The following is a 14,149-nucleotide window of genomic DNA, read 5'->3' as shown; positions in this document are numbered from 1 at the left end:
GGCTATTCGAATTGGTTCAGTATTTTATAACCGGCATCTTTGAGCAGTTTTTCGCGCTGGAACAGCTCTATGTCTGCCGCCACCATTTCCTTCACCAGGGCGGGGAGGTCGTACTTCGGCTTCCAACCCAGCTTTGTCTGCGCTTTGGTAGGGTCCCCTATCAGGAGGTCTACCTCCGTGGGGCGATAGTACCGGGGATCAATGGCCACTACCTCCTGCCCGGGTTCCAGGGCAGTGATACCGGTGGCAATACTTTTGACGATCCCTTTTTCTGCAGCATCCTTGCCTTTAAACTCCAGTTCCACACCTGCTTCGGCAAAGGCCATTTTAATGAAATCGCGCACCGTAGTGGTAATACCGGTAGCAATCACGTAATCTTCCGGCTGGTCCTGCTGCAGGATGAGGTACATGGCCTCTACATAGTCCTTTGCATGGCCCCAGTCCCGCTGCGCGTCCAGGTTACCCATATACAGCTTGTCCTGCATGCCGGCCACTATTTTGGCCACCCCCCGGGTGATCTTGCGGGTTACGAACGTTTCGCCACGGAGCGGGCTTTCATGATTAAAGAGAATACCGTTGCAGGCGTACATATTATATGCCTCCCTATAATTGACCGTGATCCAGTAGGCGTACAACTTGGCCACACCATAGGGAGAGCGGGGATAAAAAGGTGTTTTTTCCGATTGCGGCACCTCCTGTACCAGGCCGTACAGTTCGGAGGTGGAAGCCTGGTAGATCTTTGTTTTATCCGTAAGGCCCAATAACCTTACGGCTTCCAATATTCTTAAGGTGCCAATCCCATCCGCATTGGCGGTATATTCGGGGGTCTCAAAGCTCACTTTCACATGGCTCATAGCCCCCAGGTTGTAAATCTCATCCGGCTGTACCTCCTGGATGATGCGGATCAGGTTGGTGGAGTCCGTCAGGTCGCCATAGTGCAGCTTGAAGTGAATATGCTGTTCATGGGGGTCCTGGTAGAGATGGTCTATCCTGTCCGTATTAAACAGGGAGCTGCGGCGTTTGATGCCGTGCACCTGGTAGTTTTTGTGCAGGAGGAGGTCGGCGAGGTAGGCGCCGTCCTGGCCGGTGATGCCGGTGATAAGTGCTATTTTCATGGATTGGAATTTTCTCTTTACTCATGTGCGTAATATATAATATCTACATACAAATCATGTTCCTACTTTTTCTAAACTTTTAAAATTTCATAATGACCTACATCCTCCCAATAAGAAAAAGCGGCGAATCTTACACGGCAATTTATTTCAAATGTGTTAGATTTATTTCCTTAATACTATGTGGGATCCTTTAATACCTAAATCATGCAAATCATAGGTCTTGAGTGAAAAATCATTATTGAGAGGGATTTGTTTTAGTACTTTAATGTCTTCCTCAGTAGGTAAAATTGGAGCATCTTCAACTAACTCGAAGCAAGTTTGCTGTATTATCTTCAAATAATCGCTATGCCGTAATCTATTTTGATAATGTAACGATGGATTATAGCGTTTCCATTCTTTTTCTGAATACCGTAGAAAATTATAAATAGAAATATTCTTATCAAAATAGGACCAATGATCCTTATAATCTATTGTAAGAGAAAGTATTCCCCCTCTTTTCAAAAGCCTATAACATTCGTTCAAGATTAAAAGTAATTCCCTTCCTGGAATGTGTTCAAAAGTAACGGACGATGATATAAAATCAATTGTTTCCTGCTTAAAGCCAGTATCTCTAGCATCTAAAGGAGCTTTGTACTTTATATTGTACTCCTTACCTAAGGTTTCCATGCATTTATCCTTATTTAGCGAGATACTATTTATTTTATCAAATTCAAAAGGTAGTTTATTTCTAAGTTTGACAAATTGACCTAGGGAATTTTGAATTAATTCTGGGGTAGCTAAATATTTTATATCAATGCAGGTAACTTCAAAACCAAGTAAACTGATAGATATAGGAATGATCAAGTCCCAACCGGCCCCAAACTCATAGTATTTATTACCATTATTTTTTAACTCATTAAACTCTTTGAATTTCCCATAGTGGGTAAAAGCATCATTTACTTTCCTCAAGAATTTTTCATCAGAAGCTGGTAAACTGTTAGTGATCCGTCTCTGAAAAAGATAATTCAGGTGTTCCCCATAAGGAATTTTGGAAAAAAATTGCTGTAATAGACATTTGTAGACAAAGTTCATATACGTTACTTTTATGCAGTGTTATAAATGTTCCGTCAACTCCTGCCAAATATTGCTCAATACTTTTCCAGTCTTTCTGATTTTCTTTTTAATGAGTAAAATTTTTGCCGTTCCCTGACCGCTTTATATGTATTTAATACAAGAAAACACGAGAAATATAAAAGAGCGGGTAAGATATTAGGCTTATGTAGTCGCAATACCTCCCAGTTATATTTGATTAATTTAAACTTATTGCTTGAAAGAGAATTGTCTCTTACAGTGTACTCAGCTAAAGGAAAAGTTATTCCTTTTGTTTCTTTTATTGCCTTTAAAATAGAAAGCCAAGTAGCCCAGTCCTGACGTTTGCGTATATTCGGCATATATACTTTACCCAACACTGCGGTATCATAAATAACTGTTAAGCATCCTATACGTGGATTAAGTAATGTGGCACTATAAGTAATCTTCAAGGGAGCCTTCCTCAGAATTTTGATTTCATCCTTAACAGCATAATACGCAGAATAAGTAAAGGACACCTCGTTGGTTAACATGAAATCAAGTTGGGTCTCCAACTTTCCAGGTAACCATACATCATCACCATCTAAGAAGGCAATAAATCTCCCACCGCTCGCTTTTATACCAGCATTTCTTGCAGCGGCCGCCCCTTGATTAACTTTCAACTTTATCAGTTTAATTCTCCTATCGGCTTCCGATGCTTCATGTACGAGTTTGCTGGTTGCATCTGTCGAACAATCATCGATGATGATTAATTCCCAATCGGAATAAGTCTGGTTTACTACTGATTGAATTGTCCTCCCTATATATTTTTCACCGTTGTATACAGGAGTTATAATTGAGACCATCTTATTTGCACTCGACATTGTGTTATTCCAGTTTGTCTTTCGGTTGATTGCTGTTAATTGTTTAAAGTCCGCCTTGCAGATTATTTTACCGTATCAGAAGATTAACTTTATCTTTAGGGTTGTCATTTAATATCATCTGCTTAAACCCACTAATTTTATTATTAGAAGCTTCGATTGTTTTAGAGTTAATAGCTGTATTATTTTTTTTTAGGTAAAGGAATACAGATCTATTGTCTGTATTTGTATGTTGATTTACAAAATCATTGTTCTTAATCTCCAGCTTTTTATAGTTTATAATTCTAAAAGCCTGAGCGTTTTTCTCATTCATAATGAATGAATTATTCTTTACTGTCAAATCCGATAATATGCATTTTTTATCTGCTTCTGTTTCCGGATTAACAAATATTCCATATTGCTTCAATCCATTAAACTGATTATTTTCTACATTTATATTCAGGGGATTAACAAAATTATAAGTCAATAGCACTCCCCCAATACCACCATATGCTCTATTTCTTTCTATTAGAATATTTCTTCCTCCTATGGATTTAAATACGTATTCAAACCCAGTGAGAGGTTGAGATTTAGTATAGTCTTTAAGAAAAATTGTATTATCTCTAATTATAATATCTGAGCTGCTTACTGCATCTCTCTTTCTGTTATTACTAATATAAACTGCATGCCTCATGATATAACCATGGGGGGAGTTTGTACCAATATTATTACCTTCTATTACTGCTTTATCACATTCGTTCAGAACAATACCATAGCCATAAACCCCCGCATATGTGGCATTCTTTAATGGTTGTTGATACATTCCGTTAAATGTACAGCCTTTTACAATTATACTTTTACAGCTCTGGAATCCAACTCCAGCAGAGGAACTATTAAAAGAACAATTTATAATATTTACTTTTATTATATTATAAAATTGCATACAAATAACTAATTTATTCTCACCCTCCTTCACATTACCTTCAAGTCTAAGTCCCTTAATAGTAATATCATTATAATGATTAGGCCCAAAGGTCTTCAGCATTTCCTTAACATTGGTATTAAGTAATACTGATTTCTGATTCACGCCAAGAAGTTCCTTATTGCTGTTAAGTGGTATGGTTCTGGATATCTTATATGTTCCCGAGGGAAAAAATATCACCCTTGCATTAGATCTAACTGCATCAATAATGGCTTTAGTATCATCATTTTTCCCATCTCCAACAGCCCCAAAGAGTTTTACATTTGCTGTATCTGCACCTGAATTAACTACATTCACTACCTCTTGCCTATGCAAAAAAAAGGTACACAGCCATAAGAAGCTCATGGGTAGAATCGTTAAACTATTCATGATATTTGAGTATATTATTATATATACTAATCACATATTCAACATTTTTATTCCATTCATATTTCTCCTTAACTAATTCCCTGCCAAAATTACCCATTTTCTCTCTTATTGTCTTGTCTAGATATAATCGTTCAATTGCCTCATAAATGGCATCTGCATTTTTTCGTTCAACAATTATTCCATTCTTTTCATGCATCACAACTTCTTTAAAGCCAGCAACATCTGAAACAATGACCGGAATTCCGCAAGCATTCGCTTCAATTACTGCAACCCCAAAACTTTCGCTGTCTAATATAGAAGGAAAGACAGCTATATTAAGTGAGTTATAAAATCCTACTATATCTGAGTGTTTTAATTTTCCCAGGAAAGTTGTATGCCCCGCAATTCCAAGTTCATCTGCCAATTTAACTAATGATTCTTTCAAAATACCCTCTCCTGCTATTTTAAGTTGTATGTCGCTATTTTGATTAGCATATACTTCTCGGAATTTTGCGTATCCCCTCAGTAAATATTCCACTCCATATTTTTCTTCCAGTGTTTTGGCAATTCCAATTACAAAACCTTTTGAATCTGCTTTCTGATCATATTCTGGTTTAAAGACGTTGGTGTCGACCCCAAAAGGAGTTATGTCAATACCCTTCTGTGTATACCGTCTTGTCTCATCCGCCATCACATGACTTGTTGACAAAACCAATGTTGCTTTGGATAAATTAAACTTAAGAATGTAGCGATGCAACAAAGATTTTATTGGGAAATCATACACATCACTTCCCCATACAGATAATACAAATGGTTTGAACCCCACCAACGCACCTATCAGTCCATAACTAGATGCAAAATGAGCATGTATAATATCAATTTTCTCCTCTTTAATTAATTGTTTGACTTTATTAACTAAACTAAGATAACTTAGCTTCCCAACTGCCTTTGCGTTCCTACCTGTTTGGGAGGCTGGTAATTGTAGAGAAATTATACGGATACCCTCGTTGTACAATGTTGGGTCATAGGTTGTAGCTCCCGCCAGAATAATTTTTATTCCTCTGTCATACAAAGCATTTGCCCACCTTATTGTATGAATACTACTAAGAGGGGCTAGCATTAAAATTTTAATTTCCATGCGGCTTATTAGCTTTTCTATTCGCGTAAAATACTGTTTTCATATATAATATAGGCCTATATCCTTTAAACAGCTTATAAAAGAAAAAAATCAGCACGATTAGGTAATATTCCCACATCCGCTTATACTTTTTATAAAAAAGTCTGGTTGAACTCTCCACTCGAACCAATCTTTCAAATTCTGACCATACATTTTTTGTTGTCCCCTTACCAATGTGTTGTACAGTACTATTAAGCCTTTCCACTGAACCCCCATAATTATATATTATATAGAATATATCCATATCCTCTGCATACATAAAATAATCTTCCGGCCATCCATTAATCTGTTCAAAAAAATCTCTATATATGATAATACTTGCTCCCAAATACCAATAATCAGGATTTTGTCCAAAGATGTATTTAAATATGTTCTTTATAGTAGGTATCAGATAGCGACTATGTGTAATCTTACCTAATTCGTCACTTATCCTGTTTACAAAAACCCTTTTCTTATCCTGGTTATTCTCTATTATTCTCTTATAATCAGGTTCGATAGACTTATTCAATATTGCGTCAGGGTTAATGAAATGCAAAATATCACCTTTTGCATGTACGGCTGCAATATTATTTCCTTTTGCAAATCCTAAATTGTGTTCAGATTTGATCAATACTATCCGTTTATCATTAAGTTCTTCAATAAAGAGATAAGAACCATCCGTTGATTGATTATCTAAAACTACTATCTCAAATGGAAAAGTAACTACATCAACAATACTGCTAATACATTCTTCCAGGAGTGTTCCTGAATTATAATTTACAATAATAAAACTTATGAGCATAACATTTGTCAGAATTTCAATTTTATCAAAAGAGATATCAAAATCAGCATGAAGAATGAGATAAGAAAAGTCGCAAAGGAAAAAGGATTGTAAATAGGCGTATAAAATACCCAAGCGAGTATATATATTTTTAGTGCTTGTCCCGTAATACTTCCCGATTTAAATATATATCCTATAATAATTCCAAAAAAAATGGGAGGTAGAATTATTCCTATAACCCCAAAGTCTTGATACAGATCCTTTACAATTGAGTAAATATTCGTTCTAAAAGGGATATACACCGGGTCAGCAATTAAGCTTACTCTTTCATTGTGAGCAATAAATCTATTATAAATATTTACTATTGGATTAAATGTGATGTCTCCGTACGTAAATTCAATATGTTGATGTTCATAATAGTTGGAAAACGCAAACAATGAGCTAAAATAGTAGGTGTAGACTGTGATGACAGAATTAAAGATTGGCGGTATATCATAATACAAGAAGTTTTTAAAGGCTGATACAGATCCTTCAAAATTATCAAAGCCACCTCTGATCATCCTAGGTAAATTAAGTATCAGAAATAAAGCAGTAATACCTATGATCACACGCAGGTTAATCCTAACTTTCCTAAACAGGATAAAATAAGCAAATAGGATAAACAAACAGTACAAAATTCCAATTCTGCCAAAGGTTAGCAAATCCGTAAATATAACAAGAATAAAAGTCAAAACAGATAACACAATGCAATATTTACGACGGGTGTAATGATATCCTATCAGTAACAATGCAAACAAACAATATAAAAAACTATTAATATATGTAACATAAACCGGAATGATTCCTTCAGATTGGCCAATGCTTGATTCTCTAATTACAAAGGAGTGTGCAAATATATAAACGAGGCTGCCGTAATGTTTAATATTCAGATACCAGGCTAACAGTGTTGTCATACAACAAATCATAAAAAGGATAATGACAACCGCTTTGAATTTTATGTTGACCGGTCTTTCGATCTTAATAAAGGGTAGTGCAAGGCCGAGAATGACACCATGCAGCAAACAAATAACATAAAGAAGAAAAAGCATCAAAGGTACCGCAGCAATTCCTGTATACTTAATGACAATATTCCCGAGCAATGAAAAAACAATATATCCTATATAAAAAATCAAAATTATACGAACTATCTTTGCCTCAGGTATAATTGTTGACTGTCTGTTCAATTCCATCGCTCTTTTCAAATCCCATTTCTTATCCTTCATTGTTCTTGTGTCTTTAATGAACGATATTTTAACAAAATCAAAATAAGCAACACTGCTTCTGCTAATAGCATTGAGTATGCCGCCCCTACCAATCCAATATAACAGGAGAGAAGTGATGCGGAAAAAATAGCTATCACTCCACTTATAACTACATAGAACATCAGGCTCTTTCTCTGATTCATATTAATAAGACCAGTGAATCCAAGTAAGTAGTTTACACCGCCTAGTGTTACTACAAAACTTAATATTCGCAAGCAAGTTGTTACCTCCCGATTCTGGGAATGGATAAATAACCTTATCCAATAAGGAGCCGTGAGGAAGACAAACACACTTACCAGTATAAGTCCAATTGAAATATATCTTGTTGGCCTTAAGATAGCTTTAAGTTTTCCGGAAATTGTTTCATATGTTTCCAATTTTCTGCTCATGTAAGGAAAGAGAGCTTGCGCCAAAGAATTAACAATAGCCTGTAATCCTTTTATAAGTTTTTCTGCAACGGAGTAGTATCCAACAGTCACGGCATTAGTAAAAAAACCTAGTAAAATTGGATTTGCACTTCTATAAAACGATATAGAAAAATTCGATATAAAAACTGGGAAACTGTCTCGCAACTGATACTGTATCTCCTTTAGACTAACACGCTTAATGCTGATTTTATAGCTATAGCAGGCAATAAAAATTCCGATGCCGCTACTAATAATAAATCCCAGGCCCGTAAAAACAGGTACCAATAAATAGTCGCTTTCTTTTTTAACGAAGATAAAAATCATCAACGTAAACAAGATCTTCGCAATGAGGTTTAGGACAGTCAGGTGCTTCATCTTCTCTATTCCCTGAAAAAACCAGGTGGGTAGGAATGCATATCCAATAACAGTCAGATAGGTCAAATAAAATAACATACTATTATCACGGAAATCAGGAACAAGCCAGATAATAACAGCAAGTACAAATATGCCTATAACTATAATAAACAGCTTAATAAGTAGTACTGCAGAAAAAACTGATGATATTTTGGATAAGTCATCTCTATGAATAGCAATTTGCCTGGTAGCAGTCATATTAAAGCCATAATCAACCAAAATCTGGAAATAATAAATAACTGCCTGAGAGATATTAATAAGCCCATATTTTTCTGGATGTATAATCTTCAGCAAATATGGAATAGCGATCAAAGGTAGTATTCCATTTAAGGCTTGTATAATTGACAAGGAGAAAAAGTTTTCCAGTATAGACTTATTATAAATGAAAAAACTTCTTATAAGATTTCTATTTTTAATGAATCGAAACATTCTTACCTTTTTCTCATTTTAGTAATGTCCTGCTACATTCTTATAGTCTTCCATCAGTTAATCTACGATCTAATATTGCCTTAACATCAAAAATAACGGTGTGCTCTCCTTTTCTAATTGACTTATAATCAAAAAATTTAAACTCTTCATGGGCAACCGCTACAATTATAGTGTCATATTTTTGGGTTACTTTATTCAATAAAGTAATATCGTATTGCTTCTTGACATCCTCTTTAACTGCATATGGATCATAGACATCTACAGTAAGTCCAAATTGCAGAAGCTCCTTATATATATCAATAACCTTTGAATTTCTTATATCAGGGCAGTTGTCTTTGAAGGTAATACCTAAAATAAGAGCTTGTGCCCCCTCTATCTTTTCACCTTTCTTGATCATTAGCTTAATTACCTTATTGGCAATAAACATTCCCATGTAATCATTTACCCGTCTTCCCGACAGAATTACCTGTGGATGATATCCCAAAACCTCTGCTTTATGCGCTAAGTAATAAGGATCAACTCCGATACAATGCCCCCCTACTAAACCAGGTGTATATTTCAAGAAGTTCCATTTTGTTGCCGCTGCTTCTATAACATCATTTGTGTCAATCCCTATTTTATCAAAAATAAGGGCCAACTCATTAATAAAGCTAATATTGACATCACGTTGCGCATTCTCTATAACTTTGGATGCTTCTGCTACTTTGATGCTCACAGCCTTGTATGTACCTACCTTAATAATACTTCTATACAAGGAATCAACTACTTCTGCTATTTCAGGAGTTGAACCAGAAGTTACTTTCTTTATTTTTGTTAGTGTATTCACTTTATCGCCCGGATTAATGCGCTCAGGCGAATATCCACAGAAAAAGTCCCTGTTGAATTTTAATCCCGAGTTTTGCTCCAGTACGGGAACACATTCATCCTCAGTACAACCTGGATATACAGTGGACTCATATATAACGATATCACCCTTCTTCAATACTTTCCCTAACATTTTAGTAGCCTTCAAGAGATGGGATAAATCCGGAGCTTTAAACTGATTAACAGGTGTTGGTACTGTTACTATATATGTATTATACTCTCTGAGATTTTGTTGACTACTTGAAAGGAACAAACCTTTGTTATGTGCCGGTTCTCTTCGTAGTACTTTAGAAAGCTCTTCTATATTCGCCTCTTTTGTAATATCTTTCCCTGAGTATAAGTCTTCAATTCTTCTTTTGTTAGTGTCGAATCCAAGGACTTTGTACTTCTTACCGAATTCAATAGCTAGTGGCAATCCTACATAACCAAGCCCAATAACTGCAATTTTATGTAAAAAAGAGGGCATAGGTCTGTGCTTTACTGTGTTATAATCTTCCTATAAGCTTGTAAAGAAGATATTCCCAGTATTAATAAGAATACTCCCAGAAATCCTCCAAGAAGCATCCCTGGTAAAATGCCTAACTTTTTTCTCTCCAAAGGAAGAGTAGGAATATCAACAATCTGTATTATTGGTGACTCCTGTGCCATTGCCATTTTACTGATCTCTAAGTTTTTGAGTACTTCTGCATATATTGTCTGTAATACATACTTGTCCCTTGCAGCCACCTCTGTGGATACACGGGCTAAGTTTCTAGCCGGGTTAAGATTCATATCCTGAGCTGATGCGACTGAGTATGTCTTTTGATTTAATAGAGCCTCTATTGAATCTGCTTTCCCCTGAAGTCTGTCAATAGTTGATTGAGAACGCTGCGTCTTCGTCTTCACATAGAAAATTGTTGCTTCATTGACCAGCTTTTCTACAAAGTTTTTTGAAAATACTTCATTTTTTGTTGTGCATTCAACAACAATAAAGTTAAGTTGCTTATCAGGCTTAACGATAGTAAGATTTTCTTTAAGTAGATCTTTATGTATAACCCCGAGGATGCTATCTTGTTGAAGACTAAATTTCCCCCTTTTTAAAGAGACGGGAAAATGAATATTCTTTAATCCTTTCTTTCTGGACCATGACTTTCTAAGATCATTCATCTCAATATAAAGATCAGCTAAAGTCTTCTTTCTACCATTAACTTGAACTGGCAACAATAGTGTTTTCTCAATCATTAACTTTGATTTTAAAAACTCAAGTATGTTATCTCCTGAAAAAATGCCACTACTCCCGCCTATTCCCAAATTAATTCCAAATTGACTGGCGATCCCTGCATAAGCACCTAATGGGTTAGAGTCGCTGTCCTCCAACACAAATGAAAGTGTTGCTTTGTATTTGGGCGCCGTAGCTAATGAAAAAAAAAGCCCAAGTACGGCCCCAATAACTCCCGCTAAAATTAACCACAAACGTTTACGCCATAAATACTTAATCCATTCTACTGTTTTGAGAATAAAATGTTTTAAGGAAGTATCATCTTCTTGCATAGGTGTAAAAGATGTTGAGGATTCCATATAGACCTGATAAATTTGGATGTTACCGGATTAGTTAATCTTATCCAATAATGTAACAATAATTAATGCTACTGACGCCAACCCACTCGCTATACCTATAGCCTCCGGCCCCCTCAATCCCTTTCGCTCTTTCTTGCTCGGCACATATATCTCCGCACCCGGCTTCACCTTAGGATAGCTGTTGAAGAAAAGGACTTTCCGCGTATTCTTTACCTCACCATTGGCATATACAATATAACTACGACGCTTTAAAGCCTGGGTAGTAAAGCCGCCGGCCCCGCGTACATAATCCCGGAAACCAATACTTTTATCAAACCGTACCTTTTTGGGGAAGTAGATCTCCCCGAAAACCTGCACCGTCTGCAGCTTCTTAGGTATTTTCAGCACATCCCCTTCTTCCAGCAACAGGTCATACTTGGAACCGGGGTTCTTTAGTATCTGGTCCAGGTTAATACCCAGCAGTTGTTCCTTGCGCTCCATAGCGATCTTCAGCCTGGCGATGTCCGTGCTATCTTCCAGTTTATTATAGAACACCTCCAGCTTGTTGGTAAGATAAGCGCTGTCGGATTCATTCACAAAGGTTTTGCGCAACAATACAGCCCCTTCCGGGTAAGCCTCGGGGCGCAGGCCACCGGCACGTTGAATGATGTCAGAAATACGTTCCCGCTTGGAATTGATGGTATACTGACCGGGATATAATACTTCGCCTCCTACTTCGATATTGGCTTGTTCCGCATAAGATGGCGATTTACGCACCGTCACCTCATCAAAAGGCTGCAGGCTAAACGCTGCTGCATCCGGGTTATTGCTCAGGTCCGCATTAATATCAAACTGCCGGATAATGGCCATCCGGGTATCTGAAGAATCGGCTATATTATTGCGTATACGCCGGGCTATCTCCACGTGCTTCAGGGAAGCGGCATCCCTGAGGCCCCCAGCTATCAGGATCAGGTCTTCCAGTTGCATGCTGTCTGCATATACGTACTGACCGGGCTGGTTCACCTCCCCGTGGATCCTCACCTGGTACGGTTCCCGCAGGTCTATCTTGGAATACACGATCACGCTGTCCTCCCGCTGCAGCGACAGGTTTTGCCGGCCACTAATGACATCCTGCACATTAAAGCTGATCATAGCCGGTGTATAATCATCCTGCAAACGGCGGATCACGCCGCGGGATAGTGCGGCTTCTTCTTTTACCCCGTCCGCCTTGCGGATCAGGTCCCCCACGGTCATGCCCTCTTCCAGGGCATAATAACCAGGGTGAAACACGGCGCCACTAATAATTACACGATTGGTAAAGCGGTTCAATATGGAGTCTATAAAGAACTTATCCCCGGATTTCAGGCGAAAGCTGGCCACCTCATCGGCCGACACGTTCACGACTTCCCGCTGCCGGTTTGTGACACGGTTGGCGCGTATCACCTCCCGGTAGGCTTTGTCGGTATAGCCACCGGCATAATCCAGTATCTGCTGCAGGGTTTCATTTTCTTTTGCTTCAAAGATAGCGGGGCGTTTCACCTCACCTACCAGCTCCACGCGGGTCTTGTAAGGGTTTATCTTTACAATATCCTGGTCCTGTAATACAATGTTATTGGTAAGGTCGCCATGCGCCAGGAAGTCATACAAGTCAAATGTTGCCGCCGTCTGCCCGTTGCGGATCACTTCTATATTCCGGAAAGACCCGTTCTCACCGGGGCCGCCGGATACATACAGGGCATTGGCTACCGTAGCCAGGCTGGGCAGGCTGTAGGTGCCCGGCCGCTCTACTTCTCCTATCAACAGCACCCGGATGCTGCGGATATTACCCAGGGAGATCTGTACAAAGGTGTTACCCGTTTTAATACCTCCATAAATAGAAGAGAGCTGCCTGGTAATCCGGGTACGGGCCTCTTCCATGGTAAGGCCATTCACATATACCGGCCCCAGGTAAGGGATGCGTACATGACCATCCGGCGTAACTTTCAACTGGTGTTGTACTTCGGAATAGCCGTATACATCTATAATTAATTCATCATTAGCGGCGATACGATAGTTGGGAGGCGTAGGCATGCGCAGGTTCGGCTCAAAAGTAAGGTTCTTGTTACTGAACAGCTCCGTTCCGAATATTTTCCTGCGGCGCAACTCCCGCTCATAGTCCTCCCGGCTTTGCAGCCGCTTCAGGCGCTCATTCCAGTAATCTGTAGAGTCATTTACCTCGCGCATCTGGTCATCATAATCCCCATCACTGCTATCCTTGCTTGTTTTACCAGTCAATTCCTTGTCCAGTCCCATTTGTTGAATGCGGGCCTTCAGCTTGCTGACTTCCGAATCCGGTATTCCATTCTGGGCGGCATACGCATCTATCTGATCGAAAGAAATATTACTTTGCTTCATCCTCGCTACCAGTTGGCGTACCTGATCATCGGACAAATCATCCACCTTCATCTGTTTTAACTGTTCTGCGGACATTGTTGACGGCACCTGCGCCAGGGCAGTTACACAAAAACCAGCAATCAGGCACAGTTGTAACAGTAATATCTTCTTAAGCATGAATTTATCGAATATACTTTCTCGAATTTTTTAATATGATAGCCTCCCTACTCCATCACCAGGCTGCCGGGTCGGGGCAAACCAGGTGCAAATCTATTAAAAATAACATATTTGCATTGACCGAATGAAGCCGGGTATGAAAAACCTGCCTTTTATCGGGGAAATCAACGGAATTCATCCCGGTCACAATTAAATTTTAGTTAGTCCCGATGTATCTGCGATATCATCTGACATTAAAAACCATCACTAGCCGTATGAAAATCAAGCAAAATACTCGTTTCTTCCGACATGACAGGGTTTATTTTTTAGGAGATCTCCCGGAAATTGTTTAAATTAGCTATCAGCTAAAATCCTACCAG

The 14,149-nt window shown here is 38.4% G+C and carries 11 protein-coding genes; all 11 read right to left on the bottom strand.

The features are described from left to right. Positions 1-2: 2 nt before the first annotated feature. On the bottom strand, positions 3-1,115 hold the full coding sequence (gene gmd / locus LX66_RS07125) for a GDP-mannose 4,6-dehydratase (RefSeq protein ID WP_145711277.1): 1,113 nt from the start codon (positions 1,113-1,115) through the stop codon (positions 3-5). A gap of 162 nt (positions 1,116-1,277) precedes the next feature. Then, positions 1,278-2,186 carry a methyltransferase domain-containing protein gene (locus tag LX66_RS07120; protein ID WP_145711276.1) on the bottom strand — a complete coding sequence of 303 codons (909 nt, stop codon included), beginning with the start codon at positions 2,184-2,186 and terminating at the stop codon, positions 1,278-1,280. A gap of 56 nt (positions 2,187-2,242) precedes the next feature. Beyond that, entirely contained in the window at positions 2,243-3,046 is an 804-nt protein-coding gene (locus tag LX66_RS07115) for a glycosyltransferase family 2 protein (RefSeq protein ID WP_145711275.1), read from the bottom strand. 67 nt (positions 3,047-3,113) lie between these two features. Next, a complete protein-coding gene (locus LX66_RS07110; protein ID WP_158642560.1) occupies positions 3,114-4,301 on the bottom strand; it encodes a glycosyl hydrolase family 28-related protein in 1,188 nt (395 codons plus the stop codon). A 64-nt stretch (positions 4,302-4,365) separates the two neighbouring features. Next, positions 4,366-5,490 carry a glycosyltransferase gene (locus LX66_RS07105; protein ID WP_145711272.1) on the bottom strand — a complete coding sequence of 375 codons (1,125 nt, stop codon included), beginning with the start codon at positions 5,488-5,490 and terminating at the stop codon, positions 4,366-4,368. Next, positions 5,480-6,310, bottom strand: coding sequence for a glycosyltransferase family 2 protein (locus LX66_RS07100; protein ID WP_145711271.1), 831 nt, complete (start codon positions 6,308-6,310; stop codon positions 5,480-5,482). The genes LX66_RS07105 and LX66_RS07100 overlap by 11 nt, the downstream gene beginning before the upstream one ends. Positions 6,311-6,318: 8 nt before the next feature. Next, the gene (locus LX66_RS07095; protein WP_145711270.1) at positions 6,319-7,551 is read right to left on the bottom strand and encodes an O-antigen polymerase; all 1,233 of its coding nucleotides are present in this window, start codon (positions 7,549-7,551) and stop codon (positions 6,319-6,321) included. Further along, positions 7,548-8,840: an oligosaccharide flippase family protein gene (locus LX66_RS07090; RefSeq protein ID WP_145711269.1), complete on the bottom strand. Its 1,293-nt coding sequence runs from the start codon at positions 8,838-8,840 to the stop codon at positions 7,548-7,550. The genes LX66_RS07095 and LX66_RS07090 overlap by 4 nt, the downstream gene beginning before the upstream one ends. A 40-nt stretch (positions 8,841-8,880) precedes the next feature. Then, positions 8,881-10,170 carry a nucleotide sugar dehydrogenase gene (locus tag LX66_RS07085; RefSeq protein WP_145711268.1) on the bottom strand — a complete coding sequence of 430 codons (1,290 nt, stop codon included), beginning with the start codon at positions 10,168-10,170 and terminating at the stop codon, positions 8,881-8,883. Between the two features lie 11 nt (positions 10,171-10,181). Beyond that, entirely contained in the window at positions 10,182-11,261 is a 1,080-nt protein-coding gene (locus tag LX66_RS07080) for a GumC domain-containing protein (protein ID WP_145711266.1), read from the bottom strand. A 30-nt stretch (positions 11,262-11,291) separates the two neighbouring features. After that, positions 11,292-13,790, bottom strand: coding sequence for an SLBB domain-containing protein (locus LX66_RS07075; protein ID WP_145711265.1), 2,499 nt, complete (start codon positions 13,788-13,790; stop codon positions 11,292-11,294). Positions 13,791-14,149: the final 359 nt, after the last annotated feature.

The sequence above is a fragment of the Chitinophaga japonensis genome (assembly GCF_007830125.1).
Classification (GTDB): domain Bacteria; phylum Bacteroidota; class Bacteroidia; order Chitinophagales; family Chitinophagaceae; genus Chitinophaga; species Chitinophaga japonensis.
The sequence above is the reverse complement of the archived record's forward strand: the minus strand, read 5'-3'. Positions and strand labels throughout refer to the sequence as shown.